The sequence below is a fragment of the Paenibacillus arenosi genome (assembly GCF_014841135.1).
GTDB classification, from domain to species: domain Bacteria; phylum Bacillota; class Bacilli; order Paenibacillales; family Paenibacillaceae; genus Paenibacillus_B; species Paenibacillus_B arenosi.
The window spans coordinates 322,100-347,932 of the sequence record NZ_JACYTN010000002.1 but is presented as its reverse complement, the minus strand read 5'-3'; the positions used below and the strand labels follow the sequence as shown (position 1 = coordinate 347,932).

Here is a 25,833-nt window from a genome sequence, read left to right as displayed (position 1 = left end):
ATCGTGTTGAAATTTGAGGAATTATGAAATGTGATCGACTTCATTGTCAATCTATTACATTTGGTAAGTTGAAGTATAAACGAAACTTCGACTAATGTAAACGATTTCAGATAGATTTTGACAAAAGCATTTGAAATCGAAGATCCAATCATTACATTCAAATGATGATATATCAATGTGATATACTTTTATCTATACACTTTGTATAACTATTAATACCGTCGAAGGTTCATCAATCCCTATAAAGGAGTGAAGATCATGCAAAATAAACGTTGGGCAGCCTTGGTTGCGACAATGGCGGTCAGTTCGATTGTTTTGTTCGGCGGTTGGTCTTTTTATCGTCATCAAATGATTGAGACACCATTGCAATCAACCATTCAACAAATAGATACTGTTCAGCAAGCGAAAGTCGTGTGGGGGCCTAAGCAAGTTACTGTAGAGCTTTCTTTAGATCCAGCAGCTGACGTACGTACTGTTGTACAAGAAGTAAAACGACAGGCTGATAATGAACTAGATAAGCGTAATATTTCTATAAAAATCAATAATGAGCATACAACTCCAGAACTTGAACGTTGGTGGTCACAAGCGTTATTTCCAGTGACGGAGGCGATGGCGCATCGCAGCTACGGTGATATCCCTATTCAGTTGAATAAACTAGCCGAGGGAAGCGGAGTAGCCGTAAAGACGGAAATGGATAATGAGTATGTCTATGTGACACTGACAGCAGAGAAGGGAAAAGGAAGTAAAGTGCTGCTGCTGCCGCTCAATGGGGAGTCTATGGGGGTGTGGCCAAATGAACAATCGAACAAAACGATGGCTTGAGATCGGGGTTGGCATATTAGTTCCGTTACTAGCACTTTTGGCTTACATTGGAGTTAATGTGTGGCCTGTTGTTTTTGCGGCTGTTGCGATTGGATTACTCGCAGTCATTGCGAAGCGTAGAGGTCAAGTAATGAGCCGATATGAAGGAAGTACTCCTCGCGCAAAGTCAGGTGCGTTGACAGATAAGTCAATTGGCTTTCAACATATTGGTGGGCAAGATCGTGCCAAGCAAGAACTCATTGAAGCGTTGGATTTTCTTGTGAAAAAGGAAGACATACGTAAGTTCGGGATTCGACCCCTTAAAGGGTTGCTGTTAACAGGTCCACCCGGGACAGGGAAGACGTTAATGGCTAAGGCTGCTGCAAACTATGCTGATGCTGTATTTTTAGGTGCCTCAGGAAGTGAATTCGTCGAGATGTACGTCGGTGTTGGAGCAGGGCGTATTCGCGAATTATTCAAGGAAGCACGACAGCAAGCTAAGAAAGCGAAGAAAGAAAGTGCTGTCATCTTTATTGATGAAATTGATGTCATTGGAGGTAAGCGAGACGGTGGGCAGCAGCGGGAATACGATCAAACGTTGAATCAGCTTTTGACGGAGATGGATGGATTGTACGGCAGTGAGAATCCGCAAATCTTGATTATCGCAGCAACGAATCGCAAAGAAATGCTAGATTCAGCTTTGTTACGCCCAGGTCGATTTGATCGACATATTCAAGTGGATCTACCTGATAAAAGTGGTCGTACACATATTTTGCAGTTGCATGCAAAAAATAAACCGATGGCTGATGATGTTAATGTAGAACGTATTGCTGAAGAAACATTCGGTTTCTCTGGGGCACAATTGGAAAGCGTTCTGAACGAAGGTGCGATCTATGCTATGCGTGAAGCTAATGAGCAGATTCAAATGAGGCATCTTACGCAAGCGATTGATAAAGTCATGATGGGCGAAAAAACAGATCGTGAAACTGCGCAGGATGAGCGCTTCCGAGTAGCTGTACACGAACTTGGACATGCCATTGCTGCCGAGGCAGTACGCCCAGGGAGTGTATCTCAAATTTCACTAAGTCCGCGTGGTCAAGCACTTGGTTATGTACGACATCAACCGCAGCAGGATCGTTATATTTATACAAAGCCTTTTTTGGAAGAGCAGATTATGATTGCTTTAGGTGGAGCTGTAGCAGAAGAAATGTTTTACGGAGATCGGTCTACTGGTTCTCAAGGAGACTTCGACCAAGCTTTGAATATTGTAGAAACGATGGTTAATGCAGGGCTTACTGAGCTAGGAATTGTGAGACTAAAGCATGTATCCAATGAGAAGTTAACAATGGAAATGAATCGAATATTAAACGAGCTTCATCGTAAAGTTCGTGAACAGTTGGAACAGAATAGAACCGTGTTCGATCAAGCTATTATGCCGCTACTACAAGAGGAAAGACTTGATGGCAATGCATTTAGGTGTCTATTTTGTGACAGTAAGAAAATACCAGTGTGAAAATCACTGGTTTTTTCACTTCATATTCATGAAAAATGATAAGATATGGTTAGTTACCTATGCAATTTGTGCTGATAACGATACCTGTCCTTCGGGTACAATATCGGGAGAGCATAGCAACATGAAAGGTGGAAGAGACCATGTTTTTCAAAAAGATAGGCGTCATTGGCGGCGGTACTATGGGCCAAGGCATTGCAGAAATGCTTGCTGTTAAAGGTCTAGATGTATTGCTTGTCGAGCAAACGCCAGAGAAATTAGACCATGCTTACTCAATGATCGAACTGAGCTTGGACAAGCAGTTGGAGAAATGGGCAATTACCCAAGCCGAAAAGAAACTAATCTTGTCCCGCATTAATAAGGTTACTCACTTGGCAGAGCTAAGTGCTTGCGATATGGTTATCGAGACCATTTCTGAAGATCTTGAAGCAAAGAAAGCAGTATTTGCTGAACTTGATCGCGTTTGCCCAAGTAATATTATATTAGCGAGCAATACTTCTACATTATCCCTTACTGAGTTGGCAAGCACGACAAAATATCCTGCTCGTGTAATCGGTATGCACTTTATTTATCCGGTATCCAAAATTGATTTGGTTGAAATTATCCGTGGTTTGAAAACGTCTGAAGAAACATTCTCTGAGACAAAACGTTTCGTGGAAGAAGTTGTTCAGAAGAAAGGCGTTATGGTTTATGAATCGCCTGGTTTCGTAACTACACGGCTTATTTGCGTGCTTATTAATGAAGCACTTCACGTTCTTCAAGAAGGTGTTGCAACACCAGAAGACGTCGACAATGCGATGAAGATCGGTTATAATTTCCAATATGGTCCGCTCGAAATGGCTGATCACTTTGGACTTGATTCGGTATTGGCAGCGATGGAAGGCATGTTCCGTGAGTTCGGGGATATCAAGTATCGTCCGTCTGTGTTGTTGAAAAAAATGGTGCGTGCAAATCAACTAGGCGTTAAGACTGGCGCTGGATTTTTCAAGTATGACAAGGATGGGGATAGACTATGAAAATTCTCGTAATAAACGCAGGAAGCTCGTCGTTGAAATACCAAGTATATGATATGTCAAGTGAAACAGCTCTAGCGAGTGGTCGCGTTGAGCGTATTGGCATGGATTCATCTATTCTCGTTCATGAGCCTCATCATACAGACGAGACGTCTGAAGTAAGCGAAATCCTTGACCACACGACTGCCATTCGCAAAGTGTTGGACAAGTTGACAGACGCTGAAGTTGGTGTAGTGAAGTCCATTGATGAGATCGAAGCTGTTGGACATCGTGTCGTTCACGGTGGTGAAACATTCAAAGGTTCTGTACTTGTAACTTCTGAAGTGAAAGCAGAAATTCGTCGTCTATTCGACTTGGCACCGCTTCATAACCCAGCGTGTATGATGGGTATTAAAGCAGCAGAATTGAATATGCCGAATGTTCCACAAGTATGTGTATTTGATACGGCATTCCACCAATCCATGCCAGCAAGATCTTATATGTATGCGATTCCGCAAGTACTTTACAAAAAACATAAAATTCGCCGCTATGGTTTCCACGGTACGTCTCATGACTACGTAAGTAAGCAAGCTGCGGCAGTTGTGAATCGTCCGCTTGAAGACCTTAAGATTATTACTTGTCACATCGGTAACGGCGGCAGCTTGACTGCAGTTGAGGGCGGCAAGTCTGTGGATACAACAATGGGTATGACACCGCTTGAGGGTCTAATGATGGGTACTCGCTCTGGTGACTTGGACCCAGCAATTGTGCCATATACAATGAGCAAAGAAGACCTTACTGTAAATGAAGTAAACTCTATGTTGAATAAGCACAGTGGTTTGCAAGCGATCTCTGGTACATCCAGCGATATGCGTGAGATCGAAGAAGGCATGCAAAATGGGGAACCAAATGCAACATTGGCATTTGAAATGTACGAATATCGTATCCGCAAATATATCGGTGCTTATGCAGCGGCTATGGACGGAGCAGACGTAATCGTATTTACAGCGGGTGTAGGTGAGAACTCGGCTACAGTTCGCCAACGTGTGTGTGAGAAATTAACATTCTTGGGCGTTGAAATTGACCAAGAGTTAAATAAAATCCGCTCTAAAGAGCCTCGTTATATTTCAACACCGAACTCTAAAATTGCGGTACTCGTCATTCCTACGAATGAAGAGCTCATGATTGCACGTGATACGTATCGTCTTGCTGGCAACGTGAAATAAATTGCACAACGCATAAGCACATAAGGGAGAGAACGAAGACAATGGCAACAACATGTGTCATTCGTGAAGTTAGCCGTCATGTGGGCGAAGAAGTCCGCATCGGTTGCTGGCTTCATAACAAGCGCTCCAGCGGCAAAATTCAATTTTTGCAGCTGCGTGACGGATCTGGCTATATTCAAGGTGTAGCAGTTCGCAGTGAATTGCCAGAGGAAGTATGGGAAGCTGCTAAGAGCTTAACACAAGAAAGTTCTTTGTACGTAACAGGAATGATTCGTGCAGAAGAGCGCTCCAAGTCTGGATACGAGATGACTGTAACAGGAATCGAAATTATTCAGATTACGGAAGATTATCCAATTACGCCGAAGGAGCACGGTGTTGACTTCTTGATGGATCACCGTCACCTTTGGATTCGTGCGCCGAAGCAGCGTGCTATTTTAACAGTACGTGCTGAAATTATTCGTGCGGTTCAGCAATTTTTCGATGATCGCGGTTTCGCACTAGTTGATCCGCCAATCTTGACACCTTCATCTTGTGAAGGTACGACGAACTTGTTCCATACGAAATACTTTGAAGAGGATGCGTTCCTTACTCAAAGTGGTCAGCTCTACATGGAAGCAGCAGCAATGGCTCTAGGTAAAGTATATTCCTTCGGTCCAACGTTCCGTGCAGAGAAGTCGAAGACTCGTCGTCACTTGATCGAGTTCTGGATGATTGAGCCTGAGATGGCGTTCGTTGATCATGAAGAGAACCTTCGTGTTCAAGAACAGTTCGTTTCTTATGTCGTTCAAACGGTATTGAAGAACTGTCGTGCGGAGTTGGAGACTTTGGGACGCGACGTTTCCAAGCTTGAAAAAGTTGTAGCTCCATTCCCACGTATCACTTATGATGATGCGATTGCATTCTTGCAAGAGCAAGGCTTCGATATTCCATGGGGTGAAGATTTCGGTGCTCCTCACGAAACAGCTATCGCTGAGAAATATGAGACACCAGTATTTATTACACATTATCCAACGACAATTAAGGCATTCTATATGAAGCCAGATCCGAATCGTCCTGATGTTGTGCTCTGTGCAGACATGATCGCACCAGAAGGATACGGAGAGATTATCGGTGGATCCCAGCGTATCGACGATCCAGCTCTTATGGAAGAGCGTTTCCGTGAGCATGAATTATCTACGGAAGCGTACCAATGGTACATGGATCTTCGTAAATACGGAACGGTTCCTCACTCAGGATTCGGACTTGGACTGGAGCGTACAGTCGCTTGGATCTGTGGTCTTGATCATGTTCGTGAGACAATTGCTTTCCCACGTACGTTATATCGTTTGTATCCATAACATCTTAATAAGATGGTTCCATACATCCCGTACTACTTTTGTGGTACGGGATGTATTGTCTTTTCCATGACAAAAGTGAGCAAATTATGAGACAATAAGACAAAGGTGGAAGTCTTTACAGATCGCCACCTTGAAGTTATAGATGGTTGTGGATGAAGGAACAGGAGGGAAACGTATGAGCGCAGATGCATGGCGAGCTTATGCGAAGGGCATTGCCCGACAGATGCAAAGTGGACAACTCTCGCTTCCTGCCGCTTTGTTTTCGCATTATAAACGTCTCCAATTAACAGACATAGAAGTGATGCTGCTTATTCATTTATTGGATTTCAAACAAAATGAGTGTAAAGATTTTCCTACTATTGATGAGATACAAGCGCGAATGAGCTCCACGGAAACGGTAGTTATTTCAGCGCTGCAGCGTTTAATGAAAGAAGGCTTTCTATCGATCGATGAGCATATTGACCCGATCACCCGAGTGCAGGGTGAATGCTACAATCTTGAAGGGATATGGGAGAAGCTTGCAGTAGTTCTAGCAGAGGATATTCGAGAAGAACGCCAACGCCAAAGACAGCAGCATGGAAACCGCGCAGAGGAAAACACTCCTAATTTGTTTGATATTTTCGAGAAAGAATTCGGCAGACCATTATCACCAATGGAATGTGAGACGATTGCAGGATGGATCGATGATGATCATTATTCGGAACCTATTATTCTTATGGCTTTAAAAGAGGCTGTATTTGCTGGAAAAGTACACTTCCGATATATCGATCGCATTTTATTAGAATGGAGTCGAAACAAAATACGAACGGTTGAAGATGCTCGTAACTTTACTCAAAAGTTCCGTGGCAATGGCCGATCATAATGAAGCCCGCTGCTATTCATAGGCAGCGGGCTTAAATTATTTGTTAGATGTATCAGGCAATACATTCGCATCAGCTGGAGTTGCAACATTTTGCAACGTAACAGAGGCGAATCCAGATAAATTAAGTTGTACAACATGGCGTATAAGATGCTGGTGCAGATCGTCTAGCAGCTTCTTTTCTTCTGGGCTGCTTACTTGCGCGTAAATTTGCAAAGAAACTACATCTTGAGACATGTTAACCCTCCTTAGTACGTTACTAACATTGTATGAAATGGTTTGCTAGGGGAAATGGACAATCTAACCATGTAGTTTTCACCAATTTATATAACAAAGCTGTTGATTGTTTGAAAGAGAAGGTTATATTCGATTCTTGTCTTTTCATAGAATGAGAACGAATAACGACAGGGCGGTGAAGGGATGGCTTTTGTTGTCAGGTATAGTGATAATCAGAGAGGCGCCATCACATTTACAGGAAACACGCTCGGCCTTAGTCGATCAGATACAGTGGGCGTACCGGGAACGCTAGATAGCATAGGTGCCTTCACAACCGTCGACACGTCTTTGAGATTTGGCACGTATCCTTTCGGGACTACTTCAAACTATACATTAAATAGTGCTGCTGCTGTATTAGTCATTCCCTCAGGAAGTACCGTGTTGTATGCAGAATTAATTTGGGGTGGCACCTATGTTAACGGGAATGTCAACCTAACGGCTAATATTAATAATCCCGTTACTTTACGAACACCAGCAGGAACATCTTTTAGCATACAACCAGACAACGCGACTGCACAAAGCGTGACGATGGCTACTGGTATTCTTGGTTATGTCCGATCAGCGAATGTAACCTCCATCATTACCAGTGCTGGTGCTGGCACATACACGGTAGGCAATGTAGTCGGTACTATCGTCGTTCCAGATGATACGTCTAATCATGCGGGCTGGACACTGGCCGTCGTTTATTTGAATCCGACACTTCCATTTCGCAATATGTCTCTTCGTGTAGGTTCTTTGTACATCAGCGCTGGAGGTTCTGCTGTTTCTACCTCGATAACAGGGTTCGCGACACCTACATCTGGAACGGTTTCAGGAAGAGCGCTGTTTAGTGCACAAGAAGGGGATGCGAATAGAACGGGCGATCAAGCTAGGTTTGGGCCTAACACCAGTAATCTAACCATATTGAGTGGGCCTAACAATTTCGCAAACAATTTTTTTGCTTCCCAAATTAACAAAGACGATGGAACGTTGGATACGAGCGGCACTTTCGGTACAAGAAATGCAACAAATGGTGCACCCGGTACCAATATTTCAGGCGGCCGACAAGGCTGGGATATTACGAATGTGGATGTTTCCTCTACTTTAAGCAACAATCAGACAAGTGCAGTACTGCAATTGACTTCATCAGGAGATGCGTATCTCGTAAATGCCAATGCACTTCAAATTAACATCAATTCTCCACAAGTAAACGTAACCAAGTCGACTTCCTCTACTTTTGCTGTAGTCGGAGATAACATCACATATACGGTCGTCATCACGAATACAGGATCATTAAATGCGACCAACGCAGTATTCACAGACATAATTCCAGCAGGTACAACGCTTGTGGCAAATAGTGTCAGATTGAATGGCACTGTACTGAGTAATCCGAATTTAAGCACGGGTATATCACTTGGAACTTTGGCTCCAGGAAGTACGAATACCATACAGTTTACAATCAGAGTTGCTTCAGTGCCTACAGGGTTTCAGGAGAACAATCAAGCGGTTGTTAGCTATTCCTTCCAAAGTATTTCTGGCGGGTCTACCGTCTCAGGTTCTTCCGTATCAAATGTAAGCAGTGTTCCTGTATTAGCGCCGGTTATTAATTTGGTGAAGACAGGGAGCTCTACCGCTGCAACTGTAGGGGATACGATCACCTACAACATTGCAGTTCAAAATACAGGTAGCATTAGTGCCAATGTAACGGTGACCGATCCGATCCCTAACGGTTCTGTGTTTGTGCCGAACAGTGTAAGGGTTGGAGGTGTGCCGGTTCCAGGAGGGAATCCAGTGTCAGGTATCAATTCGGGGAACGTACCCCCTAACGGTACGGTTAACGTGAGCTTCGATGTAAACGTAACTCAAGTTCCGACGCCCCAGCAGTTGACCAACCAAGCATCCGCTGCCTTTACGTTCCAACCACCAGATGGTAGAACAATAAACGGCTCATCCCAATCCAATACACTGTCTATTCCCGTATCCTCGCCAAACGTAAATGTTGTGAAAAGCACAAATGTAACGGAAGCAGTAGTAGGGGATGTTGTTACGTTTGTGGTAAATGTAACGGACAGCGGCATTTCTGCTGTAACCAATGCCGTTCTCATTGATCCAGTCCCTGCTTCTGGATCGTTTGTAGCTGGCAGTGTAACGATTGCTGGTGTTCCTCAGCCGTTAGCGAATCCGAATACGGGAATTGCCATTGGTACGATAGCAGCAGGTCAAACGATACCTGTTACTTTTCAGTTCAGGGTCGATGCTTTGCCGTCAGCACCAAGCAATTGGAACAATCAGGCAACGGTAAGCTTTACATCGGGTACGTTCTCAGGTACTTCAACATCCAATCTATTAGTATTGCCCATTTATAATTCAACTGTAGCTGCCGAAAAATCCGTCAATCAAACCGTTGCGCAAGTTGGAAATACGTTGACTTATACGGTACAGCTATCCAATACAGGTAACGTCGCTTCGACGGTAGTTCTAACGGACAATATTCCTACTGGTACAGTGTTTGTTCCTAACAGCGTGACTGTAAATGGAGTTACCCAGACAGGTGCTAGTCCTACGGTGGGAATTCCAGTTGGGTCGATTGCTGCTGGAGCATCGTCGACGGTTACCTTTCAAGTCAATGTCGTTTCTGTACCTCCATCGCAGCAGTTAAATAACCAAGCATCTATTAGCTACACGTTCCAGACGCCGAGCGGTCGAACGACAACGCGAACAGCCAATTCAAATACCGTTTCTATACCCGTCTCTGCACCGAACGTATCCATTGTCAAACAAACCAGTCGTACTGTTGCTACAATTGGCGATATTATTCTATACACGGTGAATGTAAGAAATCAAGGCGTGGACAATGTAACGAATGCCGTTTTGACGGACACCTTTGCAAGCGGCTCAACGTTTGTACCGAATAGTGTCACGGTGAATGGGGTGTCACGCCCAGGGACAGATCCATCATCAGGACTGGCGATTGGAACGATCACTCCCGGTCAGACGGTTCCCGTTACGTTTCAAGTTAGTGTAGATTCGATACCACAACCGAGCGGCACTTTATTAAATCAAAGCACGGTACTGTTTACTGCTGGCACATTTACAGGCACATCTACTTCGAATACGGTCAGTATTGCTGTATTCCAGCCTATTATAAGTGCTGCGAAACAAGGAAGTGAGTCGCGAGCTACGGTTGGGGATACGATTACGTATACAATTACGATTCAAAATACGGGGAACTATGCAGCGACAGCTACTGTGACAGATACGATTCCAGCGGGGACGGCATTTATTCCGAATAGTGTCGCTGTAAATGGTGTTCCTAAGCCTGGCAGTACGCCAGGGACAGGTATTTTAGTAGGTATTATCGATCCAGGGGGCACGGCAACCGTTACGTTTCAAGTGAATGTAGCCTCACTGCCTACTCCGCAAATTTTATCAAACCAGGCCACCGTTTCGTACAGCTACCTGCTTCCAGACGGACGGACTTTGACAGGGTCAATCCAATCCAATACATCAACCATTCCAGTATCGTCTCCAAACGTTGGTGTGGCGCTCACAGCTAATTTGCCAGATGTGACGGTAGGCGACATCATTACGTATACAATAAACACAACCAATTCAGGAGTTGCTAACATTGATGCGGTAATTGCTTCCGATCAATTAGCGGTAGGAGCATCGTTTATACCTGGTAGTGTCGTAATTAATGGTGTTCCAGCTCCTGCAGAGGATCCGCGAACGGGTATTCCAATTGGTGTTATTTCGCCAGGACAGTCTATTCCAGTAACGTTTCAAGTAAGAGTAGATACGCTGCCACCAACTGCTGTATTGACGACTCAAGCGATCGTATCCTATACATCAGGGACATTCTCTGGAACGTCGGCTTCGAATGCGCTAACGATTCCGGTATATGAACCGATCATTACCGCTGCTAAGAGTGCTGATCATACTAGAGCGACGGTAGGCGATACGATCACGTATTCCTTCGCAATAGCAAATTCAGGCAATTATGCGGCCAGCGCTATTTTAACAGATACGATACCTGTAGGTACAACCTTTGTTCCTAACACGGTCATTATTTCGGGGGTAGCCCAACCAGATGCCAATCCTGCTACTGGAATTGCTCTGGGCACAATTACTGCAGGGGAAACGATTACGGTCACGTTCCAAGTAAATGTGACTTCACTGCCATCCCCTCAAACATTGAATAACCAAGCGACCATTGGTTACAACTATCAGCTCCCGTCAGGCAGAGCGATAAACAAGAGCATTGTATCCAATCCGTTGTCTATTCCGGTGTCTGCCCCGAATATATCCATTGTGAAAAGTGCGAATGTAGTAGAAGCGACTATAAACGATGTTTTAACGTACTCGTTAGCCATTACAAATGATGGTTTTGAAAATGTGACGAATGCGATCGTCAGTGACACGATTGCCGCGGGTTCTGCCTTTGTACCTGGAAGTGTTATTGTAGGTGGTGCCAGTCGTCCAACGGCTAATCCCGGAAACGGTATTAATGTAGGTACAATTGTACCTGGGCAGACGTTAAATGTGACATTCCAGGTTCAGGTTACTTCACTGCCAGCGCCTCCGTTCTTAACGAATACAGCTTCTGTCAGCTTTACTTCGGGCACATTTACAGGTAGTTCTGTATCGAACACAAGTTCAGTTCCTATATATGATGCAGTTATACAGGCGACTAAGTCTGCTAATAGTTCCAATGCTACAGTTGGAGATACGATCACATATACGATTTCAGTGAGCAACAGCGGGGATGTACCTGCTGACACAATCGTGACCGATCAAATACCTGAAGGAACGACTTTTGTGCCCAATACGGTCACCATCAATAGTGTTCCGATTGCGGGTGCAAATATCGCTGCTGGTGTCAATATTGGATCGGTGGCACCGAGCACGACTGTTGTATTGACTTTCCAACTTAATGTAGTTTCTTTGCCTGTAACTCAGACGATTATCAATAGTGCCGTTATCGATTATTCGTTTGCGTTACCTTCAGGGCGTATCGTTTCTCGTTCTCTAACAACGAACATTGTTACTATTCCTGTATCTTCTCCAGATGTCACAGTGACCAAAATATCGAATGTTACAGCGGTTGTTGTTGGTGACGAAGTCGTTTATAGCTTTACTGTTCGAAATAATGGGATTCAAAATGTGACCAATGCTATCCTTGTTGATCCGATTGCACCGGGGTCTTCATTTGTGACAGATAGTGTACTTGTGGATGGGTTCCCAAGATTAGGGGAGAATCCAACTACGGGGATAACGTTAGGAACGATTGTGCCGAATCAGACGGTCACGATTAGCTTTAGTGCTAACGTAACTGCACTCCCGCCGTCACAAGTACTGGTCGATCAGGCGACGGTAAGCTACACATCAGGTACCTTTACAGGGTCCTCTTGGTCAAACTCTATATCTATCGCAGTATTTCAGCCTATACTTACAGCCACTAAACAGGCGAGTCAGACCGTTGCAACCGTTGGAGATATTATTACGTACTCAATCGTTGTTACGAATACGGGCAATATTAATGTCATCGGGACGTTAATCGATAATGTACCTCCTGGCGCCGTGTTGTTGGCGAACAGCGTTATTGTCAATGGTGAACCACGTCCAGGATTTAACCCAGCAACGGGTATTCCGCTTGGTACGATTGAAGCGGGCGGCTCGGCAAGTGTGTCTTTCAAAATAAATGTAACAACACTACCTTCGCCACAAGAGCTGGTCAATCAGGCAACAGTAGGGTACTCTTATATCGCTCCAGATGGCCGTACGCTTACTGGGACTGTGACATCCAATCCCGTTACGATACCTGTCTCATCACCAAATTTGACCTTAAGCAAACAGTCCAACTATACATCCGTAGGTATCGGGGACACCATTGTTTATTCGATTAGTCTAAATAACAGCGGTGTAGCGCCTGTAACGGATGTGACCTTGACAGACTCTATACCAGATGGAGCTTCATTCGTACCGAACAGCGTAACGATAAATGGCATACCAATACCGACGGCAGACCCGCAAACGGGTATTACCATCGGTACAATCGCACCAAGCGCAACCGTACTCGTTACGTTCCAGGCAAATGTGGTTACTGTCCCTCTACCACCGACATTAGTAAACCAAGCAACCGCTTCTTTCACTTCGGGAACTTTCACAGGAACTTCTACTTCCAACACTGTAGTAATTGCCGTCTTCCAGCCTGCTCTTACTTTAGCTAAGAGCTCTGAATTAACGAATGCATCTATAGGGGATACCTTTACGTATACGATTCAAGTAAGCAATACAGGTAATATTGCAGCGAATATTACGATAACTGATCCGATACCTAATGGAGCTGTTTTTGTTCCGAATTCCGTTCTAGTAGGTGGAACGCCTTTACCTAGCGCTGACCCGCAAGTTGGATTCAGTATTGGCAGCTTGGCAGCCAATGCCAGTGTGCCAGTCACGTTCCAAGTAAATGTCGTATCACAACCAGTACCTCCTGTACTATCCAATCAAGCAACCGCGGCTTTTACGTTTACATTACCAGATGCAAGAACGTTGAATGGAAGTGCTTCATCGAATATCGTCAATGTCCCGGTCTCCGTTCCAGATGTCTCTCTCACTCAGACGGCTAATCAAACGAGTGTGTCTGTTGCTGACATCATTACGTACAATATCACCGCTACGAATAATGGAATCCAAGGACTTACCGCTGTTGTCATCACAGAGCCAATTCCCGCGGGAACTTCTTTCGTTCCTGGCAGTGTGACGATAAATGGTACACCTGTACCTGGAGCAGATCCTTCAGCTGGGATACCAATAGGCACATTAAATTCAGGTCAATCTGTAATCGTTTCGTATCAGTTGCTAGTTAATTCGGTACCGTCTCCGCCAAACGTAACTACTCAGCCAACGATAACCTTTACACGCGGAACATTTACGGGATCTACTGTGGCGGATCCGCTCAGCATACCTGTGTTCGAGGCGACGCTGGCAGCAGCGAAAAGTGCAAACCATGCTGCGGCAAGTGTCGGAGATACGGTGACGTATACCGTGGTCGTGACGAATACAGGAAATATTACAGCAAGTGCTGTCGTGACCGATCCGCTGCCTGCGAATGTCGTATTTATTCAAAATAGTGTAACGGTAAATGGGGTACCAGTGGCCGGAGCCAATCCGACTTTAGGTATTCCGATTACAAGCGATCCGAACGTAAATGTAACGGTTACATTCCAAGTAAATGTTGTATCCTTGCCAGATGGTGGAAGTATGAGCAATCAAGCTTCCGTTCCGTATTCCTTCCAATTGCCAGATGGAAGAACGAAGAGTGGCAATATCGTATCCAATACGGTAACGATTCCTGTATTCCTACCTGATCTAGACGTAGTGAAAGGTACAACCACAACGGAGGCGGCGATAGGCGATACGATTACGTACAGCGTACTGCTTACGAATACGAGCATCGAACCGGTTACGAATGTCATTGTCAACGATCCACTGCCAAATGGAGCAAGTTTTGTAGCAGGTAGTGTTACTGTGAATGGTACCTCTATACCAGCTGCGAATCCAGCAACAGGTGTATTTGTTGGGGTGATTGAGGTAAGCGCAACGGCAACAGTAACCTATCAACTAAGTGTCGTTGCACTGCCACCAACGCAATCGATTGATAATACAGCTAGCGCATCATTCTCGTTAGGTTCCTATAGTGCGACCGTCCCGTCTAATCCAGTGTCTGTTCCTGTGTATGAAGCGAGAATTGCTGCCTTAAAGAGTGCATCACGCTCAGTAGCAACGGTAGGGGATACCGTACAGTATACAATCGTTGTCTCAAACACAGGAAATACGGCAGCGACGGCTGTGTTCACGGACGCAACGCCAGTAGGTAGCGTGTTTATTCCAGGCAGTGTTACGATTAACGGAGCGGCTCAGCCTAGCGCCAATCCAAATACGGGATTTGCGATTGGTACGATTGGGGCAAGTGGATCAGTGACTGTTGCTTTCCAAATTAATATTGTATCATTGCCGCCATCTCAACAGCTCCTTAATCAGGCGGATGTTGATTATACGTATGCTTTACCGTCGGGACGCACCATAAGCGGGTTAATCCAATCCAATACAGTGGCCATTCCAGTTTCATCACCCGATGTTACGATTGCCAAGTCTGCTAACGCAACCGTTGCCGTGTTCAATGATGTTGTTACCTATACGATTACCGTGACGAATAATGGTATTGAAACGGTAAGTAATGCAGTTGTATTTGATCCAATTCCAGCAGGTAGTGTATTTATTCCAGGGAGTGTCACGGTAAATAACGTAAGTGTACCTGATGGCCAGCCTAATTCGGGCATCGATCTCCATACGATTGCACCGGGACAGACAGAAACGGTTAGGTTCCAAGTGCGTGTCGTTTCCTTGCCGAACCCGCCTGCCTTATCGAATCAAGCTACCGTGAGCTTTACATCTGGTACATTTACAGGGACGTCCGTTTCTAATATGGTAACCGTTGCGGTAATTCAAGCCATAATTACGGTGACCAAAACAATAAGCCAAAGTGAAGCCACAGTAGGGGATACAGTAACCTACACGCTTGTGGCAAGTAATGATGGTAATATAGGAGCCTCAACGGTGTTGACCGATCCAATTGCAGAAGGAGGTACATTTGTCCCAGGCAGTGTTACGATTAATGGCGTACCATCTCCAGCATCTAATCCACAGACGGGAGTTACGTTGAGCAATATTGCTCCTGGAACGTCGACGACAGTAACATTCCAAGTTGAAGTGACATCGCTCCCCCCCTCGACAGGCTGACGAATGAGGCGGCAGCAACGATACAATTTGAGCCATATAGCGGGAGAACGGTCATTTTACAGACTTCGTCGAATCAAGTGGCCGTTCCCGTCTATGACTCTGCCGTCAGCCTAGTGAAGTTAGTGGATGTTTCAGATGCGATTTCTGGTGAAATTGTTCAATTTACGATTATTTTGACGAACAATTCGAGCAGAACGATAAGGCAAGCGGTTTTGACGAATGTATTAACTGAATACTCTCGATTTGTCCCAGGCAGTGTAGTCATTCAAGGCGTAAAACAATTACAAACGACGCCTTATGCCATCTTACTTGCTGACATCAATCCAGGTGAGGAAGTCGTTATTCAATATTCTGTTTTGATTACTTATGTGCCTGAACGAGAGATAACGAGTACAGAAGCGAACCTATCGTATCAAGTGAATGGCGAACAAGAATTGATCCGTTCAAATATCATTTATGTGGAACTGTTTCCATCTGCAGTACAATTGTCGAAGCAGGCAGAAGTGTCTGTCGTTATGGTAGGTAGTCAGTTTACTTATCAAATTGATGCTGTTCATAATGGACCACTATCTGGAGAATTGCTTATTTTCGATAAATTACCAGCTGAAGTTGAATTTATTCCAGGCAGTTTGTTCGTAAATGGAGAACGGAGGCTTAGTGAGTCACCAGAAACAGGAGTGTTGTGGAAACCATTTACTATCGGTCAGGTTGTGAGGGTACAATTCGATGTGCGAGTAATTGCTAGGCCGAGTTCAGGAAAGCTTCTGAATGAGGTAGGGGCATTATTTACGATAGATTTGCCAAGTGGTCGTAAAGCTGTAAGCACGTATTCCGCACAAGCAGAGCAAATTATTGTGTCTGAGCCGTTGATTGTGCGAAAATCTGCCTCTGCACCTGTCATTCAAGTTGGTTCTGAAGTGGCGTATTCGATTGTAATTACAAATATATTGGCACATACGCTTTACAATTTACTTGTCGTTGATCTGCTGCCGAGTGGTTTGCAGTGGGTACCTGGCAGTGTCACCATTAATGGATTACCTGATATGAATAGGTACGACGTGACGGCGGGTATTCCAATTGGAACAATTGAAGCGGGTAATACGATTACTATCGCATTCAAAGCGAAGCTTACTCAATATGCAGCAAATAGGATTCTGGTAAATCAAGCATCGGTTAGATATACGGCTGAACAAATCCAAGGCTCTGTTTCTTCCAATAGTGTTGCGATTATCGCAGAACCAGGTCCGCCGATTCCACCGCCGCCACCAATTGATCCAAATCGCAACAAAAAGGTGAGCGTGTATTTGAATCCAAGGAGCATACCTCCGATCGTCTTTGTTGGCGATGTCATTAGTCTGGAATATGTCATTGAGAATATTTCAAATGATGATTTGTTTAATCTCTTGTTGAAATTCAATATGAACGCAAATGCTGCTTTCGTAATTGACAGCTTGACCGTAAATGGCATGTCACTGGATGAAAATCCATTTGCCGGATTCATCATCCAACAACTAAAGAACGGCGAGAAGATTACTGTTCGTTTTCAAATCCGAATCCTTCCGTTGAGTGATGGCAGTAACTTAGTCATTGGAGGTAGTATTTCATACGACTATCGTTGGGTGGATGGAGTGATTACATCAGGTCAAGTCGCTATAACCCCAGCTAGCATTCCGTTGTATGACCCTTCGTTAACGGTTGTGAAGTCAACTTCTTCAAAAGTCGTAACGGTAGGAGATACGATTAACTATGCTATGGTGATTCAAAGTACAGGAAATATGAATTTGTCGCTAAAAGTGGTGGATCAACTGCCTTCTAACCTACAGCTTGTGTCTGATACGCTTACAGTTGATGGAGTATGGCAGAAAGATTGTTTATTAGCGGATGGAATTCACATTTCAAATGTGGAGCCAAATCAGATTGTCCATATCCAATATAAAGCGAGAGTGACCCAGTATCGGGAAGGTATTATTTCGAATACGGCATACGTAATTTCAACTGCTGTCGTTGGTACGATTAGTAGGGAATTTCCGTACTATTCAAATACGGTGGAGGTTGTTCTGTTGGAAGATGAAGAATAAGAAGAAGAAGAAGAAGGATAGACAACTAGCAACGGTTGAATAACTGACTTGGCAGATGAATAAATCAGTTATGAAATAAAATATCCCGCATCACTTTTAAATAGTGATGTGGGATATTTTTTGTACTTTAGCGATTGGGGATAGATGCTAGCGGCGCAGCAGATCCATGCGATAAACATACTCAAAAAGGAATTCAAAAGCCTCAAGATGGCGTTTAGCTTCAAAGCTGTTAGCACCCCACGCATAAATACCATGATTGCGAAGTACAATCCCCGGAATACTAGGATTTAAGCTTTTCGTGACGTCAGGAACGATGCTTGGAATGTGAGCGTAATTGGGTATGATCGGAATCTCAATACGAGCATTTTCTTCCCAAATATTAAAAGCCTTGATTAGTTCAACTGCTTGTACGGGAATAAAGCCTTGATCACCATATACTTCAGATACGATATTGTTAAATACCGTATGTACATGAAAAATGGCACCACAGCCAGTTAATCGATAGATTTCGCAATGAATGAGTGTCTCAGCGCTTGGCTTCAATGAAGTTGCGTCAGTAGGCACACCGTTCTCATCGACGAGCAAGTAGTCTTCAGGTGTGTGAACCGATTTATCCTTACCGCTCGCTGTAATTGCAAATTGAAACTGTCCATCTGTTATATCTCCTACTCTAACGGATAGGTTGCCGCTCGTACCAGGAAACCAATGACGTGCAGCAAATTGTTCCTTGATGGAGCGGAGCTGTTGGAAAGCGTGCTGTTTCTGTTCGGCTGATAGAGTGATCAATGCACAGGGCTCCCTTCGTGATTCAAATAGAATGATGAAGTTAGTTATGAAGTTCGGGAAACAATAGATGCAGACAAATGCTCGACAATATCATGGAACGTATCGAATGTCGCATGAGGAAGTCCAAGCTCTTCACACTTATCGATAAGCTGTGCACGAGCATATACGAATTCCACTAATTTCGCTGCGGCAAAGTCAGTCACGCTATCACCGATTACAATTCGTTCATACTGCTCCGCAGGGAATTGACGAACGATCGTAGTTTTGCACATTCCACAATCATTCGTACATGGCTCTTGGCATGCATGCGGCCAAGTGATTCGGATATTTTCTCCGCTGAAGTCGCTGCCATTGCAATAAATATGATTGTGCGGTATATCGAATGGTTCTAGCAATGGATAGACGAAGAAGTCAATTCCACCGCTTGTCACATAGAATTCAATCTCATGCTGTTTGCAGAAAGCTAGAAACTCCTTGAAGCCAGGTCTAATAACGGCTTGGTCAATAGCTTGACGAATAACCTGATCTTTCATAGAAGCGGGGAGTAAAGCGAACATTTGACCGACACCATCGCGAATGGTGATGCGTTCTGCTAGTACATCCTCAACAATATCCCGCCATCCTTCCGGATTAAAGTGCTTAATGAGCGCTACTATATTGTCATTCGCCGTTATCGTTCCATCAAAATCACAAAAGATGACTTTCTTCTTCATGTTGTTCATTCTTTTGTCCCCCATATTTGAATCGCGTGATGCAAGGCTTCATGATGTTGTGCGTAATCGTTAAGACTTATTCCTTGTAGAACAGCATCAATGGCTTGAACAAATGCTTGGCCACCTCCAGCTGCACCGAGTGGGTGTCCATGAACACCGCCGCCTGCATTCACGACAACATCGATACCGTAGTCGCGAATGATAAGCGGAACGAGCCCAGGATGAATGCCTGCAGAAGGGACTGGGAAGCTTTGCTTCATTGGACGAGCTGTATCTAGACAAGCTTCGCGAATCCCCTGCGTATCTTCCAGCGGCATCGTCACTGATCCATATGGTGAAGGGAACAGTACGAAGTCAGCTCCAGCAAGACGCAGCAGCTTGCCCAGCAATAAGCGAGCTGAGATGCCATAGTGCGGCGATGGGTAAAGCGCTCCTGCCATTGCAGGATGTGCCATAATCGGTACTGAAATATCAGGATCAGAAGCCAATCCGTGCAGGGCATCATATCCATAGCTTAGTACATTGAACAGCAATGCATTTGCACCTGCGTCAATAGCACGACGTGCTTGATCGCGAAGTTCGAAGGTCGGTCCTGTCAAGTTCGCAGCATAGAGCAGCTTTTTGCCGGTTTCTTCTTCCACTTGTTTAGCGGCCTCTAGACAAACGTTAACACGGTCTTGAATGGGTGTCAGCGGATTCTCGAATAATATTTCGTCATCCTTAATGAGATCGACACCGCCTAACGCTTGTTGATAGAATTGTTCACGCAGAGCGCTAAGGTCATGACCGATAACAGACTTGAAAATGCTCATAAGCAGTGGACGATTGTGTACACCCAACTGTTCTCGAATGCCTGCGATCCCGAACTTTGGCCCTGAAAAGGCTTGCTGGAACGTGGATGACCAATCCAAATCAAGCAGCTTTACGCGTCCGTCCATGGATAGCTTACCAAATACAGTTACGAGCAGTGCTGGGATATCACGGCTGAAATTCACATCTGGATAAGCGATGCGAACATCAGCATAGCGTTCATTTGGTACGTCGCTTTCGTGAATATGTACATCAACGACACGGCCTAGATGCTTTTGCATCGAGGCCTTCTTCGTTTCTGGAATGTCAGTCCAACTGCCGACGGTTAATCCAACTGCAATACTTTCTGCTTTTTTATGAAAATCGGCACGATCATCATACAAGCGGTATGTTGCTACGCAAGTGTCACTCAATGTATTTCCCTCCCAATCTCTTCGCCCATTTCTGCGGCACGAGTTCGAGCGCGATTCACTGCCGATTTCACCGCCTTTCCAACACCGTTTTGATCCATAACAGTGAGAGCTGCTAATGTTGCTCCGCCAGGTGAACACACCTTACGTCGCAATTCGGCAGGCGATTCGCCTGTAAGTCGTACCATTTCAGCCGCGCCACGAACAGTCTGAACGACTAAATCATGGGCTTGCTCAGGCTCTAGTCCTTCTTGGATGCCTGCTTCAATCATGGCTTCCATTAAATAGTATACATAAGCGGGGCCACTCCCGGAAACCCCTGTTATCGCATCAATCGAAACTTCTTCTACTTCAGCGATGATTCCAATCGCTTGCAGCAGATTTATCGCAATCTCACGCTGCTCAGCAGTTACCTCGGAAGAATAGCTTACACCTGTCGCGCCAAGACCTATTGTGCTGGATGTGTTCGGCATGGTACGTACAACCGCGACAGAACCGAGCATCCGCTGGAGTGAGTCAATGGAAAGCCCGGCGATGACGGAGATGACAAGGCAGTCTTCACGCAAAAGCGAGCGCAATTCATGACATGCATCTCGTACATCTTTTGGCTTCATCGCCAAAATAATAATATCTGCCTCGCTAAGCCAGCGGCGCTTCGTGTCGATATCGTTGTCAGCTTGGATATGATAGCGTTGACGCAGTTCAGCTAAGCGTTCTTGGTTGCTGCGATTAATCATTTGAATCTGGTTAGGAGCAGTAATGGATTGGTTCAGCATGCCGCGGACGATCGCTTCTGCTTGGGACCCTGCACCGAAGAAGCAGTATGTTAGTGATTTATTGTTTGTCGTTGCATTCACAGTGGATTGGTTCATTGTATGGAAACCTCCTATTTCAAATATGTGTGCAGTTATTTGTATACAAGTAACCCGTCATTCCAAATCCTCGTGTCTTAGATGGATGAGGGGATGACGGGTTACGGCACATATGACGAATTACACTCGAGATTACTCTCTAATCTGTCCAGTTCCGCTTATTCTGTACTTACTGGATGTCAACGCAGGCAGACCCATAGGCCCACGAGCGTGCAGTTTCTGTGTACTGATTCCGATCTCAGCGCCAAAGCCGAATTCGAAACCATCTGTAAAACGAGTCGATGCATTGTGATATACAGCAGCTGCATCGACTTCTTGTAAGAAGCGAGCTGCATGCTCAGCATTCTCCGTTACGATACATTCAGAATGCTTTGTACCGAATTGGGTAATATGCTGCAATGCTTCGTCTAGAGAATCGACGATTCGAATGTTAAGAATGTAGTCGTTATATTCGGTTGTGTAATCTTGCTCAGTTGCAAGTGTGATATTGCCAAGAAGCTGTTGTGTATGTGAGCAACCTCGCAATTCCACATCACGATCTTGAAAAGCTTGCAGCAGCTTTTTCGTCTGTTCCACCGCATAATCTCGGTGTATAAGCAGCGTCTCCATCGAGTTACAAACAGAAGGGCGCTGAACTTTCGCATTATAAGCGATTTGGTGAGCCATCTCAGCTTCTGCACTGGCATCAATGAATGTGTGGCAGATACCAGCACCTGTTTCAATTACAGGTACAGTAGCATTGCGCACCACATTTTGAATTAATGAGGCACCTCCGCGAGGGATAACTACGTCCAAGATGCCGTTTAAGGTCAACATCTCATCTACAGATGCCCGATCTGCATCTTCAATATATTGCAAGGCATTGACAGGAATTGCGGTTTCGCGTAATGCTTGATGAAGTACAGCCACAATACGTTTGTTCGTTTCAAGGGCAGCTGAGCCACCGCGTAGTACTACTGTATTTCCGGTCTTAAGGCAAAGTCCTGCTGCATCGACGGTTACGTTAGGACGTGCCTCGTAAATCATTCCAATGACACCTAGCGGTACGCGTAGTTGCTCGATCTTAAGACCATTAGGGCGTTCGAACGCCTGCAGTACATCGCCAACAGGATCTGGCAGGTCGACGATAAGGCGAAGACCTTGTGCGATGTCGGCAATACGTACTTCGTTGAGGGCAAGTCGATCCAGCAGCGACGTGCTGGTTCCATTTGCTCTGCCTCGCTCCAAATCGAGTTGATTGGCTTCGATAATGGATTGTTGCTCGGTAATAAGTTGATCGGCCATGCGGAGCAATGCGTTATTTTTTTCTTCTGTCGTCAACCGATTCGTAATAACAGCCGCTTGCTTGGCAAGCAGTGCCTTATTTCTAACTTCACTCATCTTAGGTTCCTCCTCTTACATCTGTTCATCTATGACTCGGTCTAATCGACAATGATAACTTAGTAATCCCGTTGATAAAGCATACTTATCTTAATGTAACCCATTCATCTCTATGGATGACTTCAATACGGGGTACGTTGAGTTTCTTCAGTACGTCAGCAGTGGTACAGCCAGCTACCTGCTGTAATTGGTCATGTTCATAATTAACGATTCCTCGACCAATGACTTTACCATCAATACCGGTTACTTCAACGACATCCCCAGCGTGAAAATCACCTTGTACAAGATGGACGCCTACAGGGAGCAAGCTGGAGCCTTTTCCGAGCAATGCTTGTTCTGCGCCTGCGTCAACAACAATTGTTCCGAGTGGGGTGGAGTGGAAGCCGAGCCATTGTTTTTTAACAGGGAGACCATTTTTCTTTGTTGCAAAATAAGTGCCTGCACCAATTCCTTCTACCGCACGTCTCAAATCACCATCTTGTTGGACTCTTCCTACAAATGCCTTAACTCCGCCTCGCATCGCGATTTTAGCCGCATCCAATTTAGAGCGCATTCCACCTGTACCGACTGTGCTTCCTGCACCACCAGCATAGCTGTAAATTTCTTCGGTGATCGTTTCAATATGTTCAAACTTTTTAGCATTCGGATCTTTGCGTGGATCTGCTGTATACAATCCGTCTGTATCTGTAATGATGACAAGCTGATTCGCATGTACGAGATTAGCTACAAGTGCTGATAATGTGTCATTATCTCCGAACTTTAGCTCATCGACTGAAACCGTATCATTTTCATTGACGATAGGAATGACGCCTTGTTTGATTAGCTCTTCAATCGTCATCCATGCATTATGGCCGCGCTTGCGATTCGCAAAGTCCTGGCGCGTAAGTAAAATCTGAGCAGCAGTAACACCTTGCGAATTGAATTGCTCTTGATATGCTTGCATCAGAAGTGCTTGACCGACAGCTGCAGCTGCCTGTTTTTCATGAAGTTGCTTTGGACGAGTGCTGTAGCCGATTCGTGTGAAACCTGCTGCCACTGCGCCAGATGTAACAAGGACAACTTGGTGTCCATTCGCTATGATTGAAAGTAGCTCATTAGCATAGAAGGCAATTTTGCTGCGATCCAATCCGCCTTGTTCGGACGTTAATGAGCTGCTGCCTATTTTGACGACAATACGTTGATTCATCGGATTCACCTTCAATTAATTCTTTAGGTTAGCAAGTGATTAGGTACAAGCTATCGTAATCAGCTAAATCTAATTTTGATGTGCTATTTGAGCAGGAAATGTAAAAAATGTATCCAGAAGCTGTTCATGCATCATTGATTTAACAACAAAAAAGACTTCCGTCCAATAAAGGACGAAAGTCTGGGCTTCCGCGGTACCACCTTAGTTGAAGAGACGGAATGTTATGTATATCCAGATAACAAACCGATAATCTTCCTGCTTTATCCAATAACGGTGGAGTTCCGTTCAGGTCAGAACTTATCGCATACATGCAACTGACATGAGATGGCCTGTTGCCATTGCGAGTAGATTCCGTACTGACCGCTCTAGGGTAGGTTTCGACGAGGGGCTACGGCGGGGCTTCCAGCCGGTGGCTCCCGCTCTCTAATCGTGCCTATACTCGTGTACTGGTCCTGTCATCGCGTTTCATGATTAGATTTCTTGTATTTCACTGCTTAATTTCTCAGTAGTTTACCATGAGATTACATCGCTGTAAAGGAGTGAAACGACTGTATGACTATTATAATCAGTTTACACGATGAGAGCCAACCATATTAACCAAATAACTGTAGTTTGCCTATACGATCAACAGCTTCTTGCAAGCGTGCATGATCAGCAAGTAGGCCGACTCGTACATATCCTTCTCCATGTGTACCGAAACCGATACCAGGTGCTACGACGACATTTGCTTGTTCCAGCAATAAATCGGCAAAGGAAGCAGAATGGTATCCAGTAGGTACGGGCAGCCATGCAAAAAAGGAACCTGGTGATGGTGTAGCTTCCCAACCTATTGATTTCATCGTATCGAACAGCGTATTCCGGCGCGTCTCGTACGTATGTACTAGATCATGCACGCATTGTTGTGAGCCGTTAAGAGCCGCAGCCGCAGCATCTTGAACAGCTCCAAACAAGCTGACATACATATGATCCTGCATGAGGTTAATGAGTCTAATGAGTTCCGCATTCCCGACGGCAAATGCTACACGCCATCCAGCCATATTATACGTTTTGGACATAGTGTAGAATTCAATACCGACTTCCTTTGCGCCAGGTGTTTGAAGGAAGCTAATCGGTGTATGGCCATCAAAGCCAATCGCACCATATGCAAAGTCGCTCGCCACGACAATTTGATTGCGTTGGGCAAACTCTACGGTTTGTTCATAAAAGGCTGCATTTGCAATCGCAGATGTTGGGTTGTTAGGATAATTCAAAAACATCAGCTTAGCACGGTTTAATGTATCACTTGATATGGCATCATAATCGGGCAGGTAGTCATTGGATTCTGTCAAAGGCATCATAGCCATTTCAGCTCCTGCTAGAGCAACACCAGACCAATAGTCTGGGTAACCGGGGTCAGGAACTAAACATACATCGCCTGGGTTGAGCAAAATTTGACTAATTTCAACGAGCCCTGTCTTGCCACCGAACAAAACGGCTACTTCCGTCTCAGGATCAAGCTTAACTTGATAATCTTCCAAGTACCGTTTTGCAACAGCTTCCTTCAAAAAGGAGAAACCACTGAAGGGTGGATAACGATGATACATTGGTTTTTCTACCGCTGATTTCATCGCTTGGACAATATGTTCAGGTGTAGGAAGGTCGGGATTGCCTTGCCCTAAATTAATAACGTCATGGCCTGCTGACATACGTGCATTCGCCTTTTTAACCAATTGTGCAAAAAACTGCGTCGGCAAATGCTGCATGCGCGACGCAGGAACGATAGGGAAGGAACTTTTATAGTTCAAGGTCATTCTTTCTCTCACACTCCGGAATATGA

16 protein-coding genes are annotated in these 25,833 nt (G+C 44.9%); 8 read left to right on the top strand and 8 right to left on the bottom strand.

Annotated features, from left to right (window positions below):
- The first annotated feature begins 258 nt into the window (after nt 1–258).
- From IFO66_RS04595 to IFO66_RS04570, 6 genes are all read left to right on the top strand, one after another.
- Nucleotides 259–822, top strand: coding sequence for a quinolinate synthase (locus IFO66_RS04595; RefSeq protein ID WP_192023995.1), 564 nt, complete (start codon nt 259–261; stop codon nt 820–822).
- Nucleotides 794–2,314, top strand: a complete 1,521-nt coding sequence (locus IFO66_RS04590; RefSeq protein ID WP_192023994.1) for an AAA family ATPase — start codon at nt 794–796, stop codon at nt 2,312–2,314. Before IFO66_RS04595 ends, IFO66_RS04590 begins: the two co-directional genes overlap by 29 nt.
- Before the next feature lie 140 nt (nt 2,315–2,454).
- A complete protein-coding gene (locus tag IFO66_RS04585) occupies nt 2,455–3,327 on the top strand; it encodes a 3-hydroxyacyl-CoA dehydrogenase family protein (protein WP_192023993.1) in 873 nt (290 codons plus the stop codon).
- Nucleotides 3,324–4,529, top strand: coding sequence for an acetate/propionate family kinase (locus IFO66_RS04580; RefSeq protein WP_192023992.1), 1,206 nt, complete (start codon nt 3,324–3,326; stop codon nt 4,527–4,529). Before IFO66_RS04585 ends, IFO66_RS04580 begins: the two co-directional genes overlap by 4 nt.
- A 41-nt stretch (nt 4,530–4,570) precedes the next feature.
- Entirely contained in the window at nt 4,571–5,866 is a 1,296-nt protein-coding gene (asnS, locus tag IFO66_RS04575) for an asparagine--tRNA ligase (RefSeq protein WP_192023991.1), read from the top strand.
- A gap of 175 nt (nt 5,867–6,041) precedes the next feature.
- On the top strand, nt 6,042–6,728 hold the full coding sequence (locus tag IFO66_RS04570) for a DnaD domain-containing protein (protein ID WP_192023990.1): 687 nt from the start codon (nt 6,042–6,044) through the stop codon (nt 6,726–6,728).
- Nucleotides 6,729–6,764: 36 nt separating this feature from the next.
- Here the strand turns inward: IFO66_RS04570 and IFO66_RS04565 are convergent, their stop codons facing one another.
- Entirely contained in the window at nt 6,765–6,962 is a 198-nt protein-coding gene (locus IFO66_RS04565; protein ID WP_192023989.1) for a hypothetical protein, read from the bottom strand.
- Between the two features lie 183 nt (nt 6,963–7,145).
- On the opposite strand from IFO66_RS04565, the gene IFO66_RS04560 reads away from it, so the two are divergent.
- Nucleotides 7,146–15,782 carry a DUF11 domain-containing protein gene (locus IFO66_RS04560; protein ID WP_192023988.1) on the top strand — a complete coding sequence of 2,879 codons (8,637 nt, stop codon included), beginning with the start codon at nt 7,146–7,148 and terminating at the stop codon, nt 15,780–15,782.
- A 113-nt stretch (nt 15,783–15,895) separates the two neighbouring features.
- A complete protein-coding gene (locus IFO66_RS04555; RefSeq protein WP_192023987.1) occupies nt 15,896–17,860 on the top strand; it encodes a DUF11 domain-containing protein in 1,965 nt (654 codons plus the stop codon).
- 147 nt (nt 17,861–18,007) lie between these two features.
- Here IFO66_RS04555 and mtnB read toward each other — a convergent pair whose 3' ends face one another.
- From mtnB to IFO66_RS04520, 7 genes are all read right to left on the bottom strand, one after another.
- Nucleotides 18,008–18,646, bottom strand: a complete 639-nt coding sequence (mtnB, locus tag IFO66_RS04550) for a methylthioribulose 1-phosphate dehydratase (protein ID WP_192023986.1) — start codon at nt 18,644–18,646, stop codon at nt 18,008–18,010.
- Between the two features lie 44 nt (nt 18,647–18,690).
- Nucleotides 18,691–19,368 carry a 2-hydroxy-3-keto-5-methylthiopentenyl-1-phosphate phosphatase gene (locus IFO66_RS04545; protein ID WP_192023985.1) on the bottom strand — a complete coding sequence of 226 codons (678 nt, stop codon included), beginning with the start codon at nt 19,366–19,368 and terminating at the stop codon, nt 18,691–18,693.
- The gene (locus IFO66_RS04540; protein ID WP_192023984.1) at nt 19,365–20,582 is read right to left on the bottom strand and encodes a 2,3-diketo-5-methylthiopentyl-1-phosphate enolase; all 1,218 of its coding nucleotides are present in this window, start codon (nt 20,580–20,582) and stop codon (nt 19,365–19,367) included. The genes IFO66_RS04545 and IFO66_RS04540 overlap by 4 nt, the downstream gene beginning before the upstream one ends.
- Entirely contained in the window at nt 20,579–21,451 is an 873-nt protein-coding gene (gene proC / locus IFO66_RS04535; protein WP_192023983.1) for a pyrroline-5-carboxylate reductase, read from the bottom strand. Before proC ends, IFO66_RS04540 begins: the two co-directional genes overlap by 4 nt.
- Nucleotides 21,452–21,583: 132 nt before the next feature.
- Complete coding sequence (locus IFO66_RS04530; protein ID WP_192023982.1) at nt 21,584–22,831, bottom strand: glutamate-5-semialdehyde dehydrogenase; 1,248 nt, start codon at nt 22,829–22,831, stop codon at nt 21,584–21,586.
- Nucleotides 22,832–22,916: 85 nt separating this feature from the next.
- Nucleotides 22,917–24,017, bottom strand: a complete 1,101-nt coding sequence (proB, locus tag IFO66_RS04525; RefSeq protein WP_192023981.1) for a glutamate 5-kinase — start codon at nt 24,015–24,017, stop codon at nt 22,917–22,919.
- A gap of 593 nt (nt 24,018–24,610) precedes the next feature.
- On the bottom strand, nt 24,611–25,807 hold the full coding sequence (locus IFO66_RS04520; protein WP_192023980.1) for a pyridoxal phosphate-dependent aminotransferase: 1,197 nt from the start codon (nt 25,805–25,807) through the stop codon (nt 24,611–24,613).
- Nucleotides 25,808–25,833 lie beyond the last annotated feature (26 nt).

Bases quoted from the DNA above. Each gene is read 5' to 3' on its own strand.
- proC (WP_192023983.1), bottom strand. From the start codon at position 21,451: ATGAACCAATCCACTGTGAATGCAACGACAAACAATAAATCACTAACA.
- IFO66_RS04560 (WP_192023988.1), top strand. From the start codon at position 7,146: ATGGCTTTTGTTGTCAGGTATAGTGATAATCAGAGAGGCGCCATCACA.
- IFO66_RS04530 (WP_192023982.1), bottom strand. From the start codon at position 22,831: ATGAGTGAAGTTAGAAATAAGGCACTGCTTGCCAAGCAAGCGGCTGTT.
- IFO66_RS04590 (WP_192023994.1), top strand. From the start codon at position 794: ATGAACAATCGAACAAAACGATGGCTTGAGATCGGGGTTGGCATATTA.
- IFO66_RS04520 (WP_192023980.1), bottom strand. From the start codon at position 25,807: ATGACCTTGAACTATAAAAGTTCCTTCCCTATCGTTCCTGCGTCGCGC.
- IFO66_RS04565 (WP_192023989.1), bottom strand. From the start codon at position 6,962: ATGTCTCAAGATGTAGTTTCTTTGCAAATTTACGCGCAAGTAAGCAGC.
- IFO66_RS04570 (WP_192023990.1), top strand. From the start codon at position 6,042: ATGAGCGCAGATGCATGGCGAGCTTATGCGAAGGGCATTGCCCGACAG.
- IFO66_RS04595 (WP_192023995.1), top strand. From the start codon at position 259: ATGCAAAATAAACGTTGGGCAGCCTTGGTTGCGACAATGGCGGTCAGT.
- IFO66_RS04545 (WP_192023985.1), bottom strand. From the start codon at position 19,368: ATGAACAACATGAAGAAGAAAGTCATCTTTTGTGATTTTGATGGAACG.
- asnS (WP_192023991.1), top strand. From the start codon at position 4,571: ATGGCAACAACATGTGTCATTCGTGAAGTTAGCCGTCATGTGGGCGAA.
- IFO66_RS04580 (WP_192023992.1), top strand. From the start codon at position 3,324: ATGAAAATTCTCGTAATAAACGCAGGAAGCTCGTCGTTGAAATACCAA.
- IFO66_RS04585 (WP_192023993.1), top strand. From the start codon at position 2,455: ATGTTTTTCAAAAAGATAGGCGTCATTGGCGGCGGTACTATGGGCCAA.
- proB (WP_192023981.1), bottom strand. From the start codon at position 24,017: ATGAATCAACGTATTGTCGTCAAAATAGGCAGCAGCTCATTAACGTCC.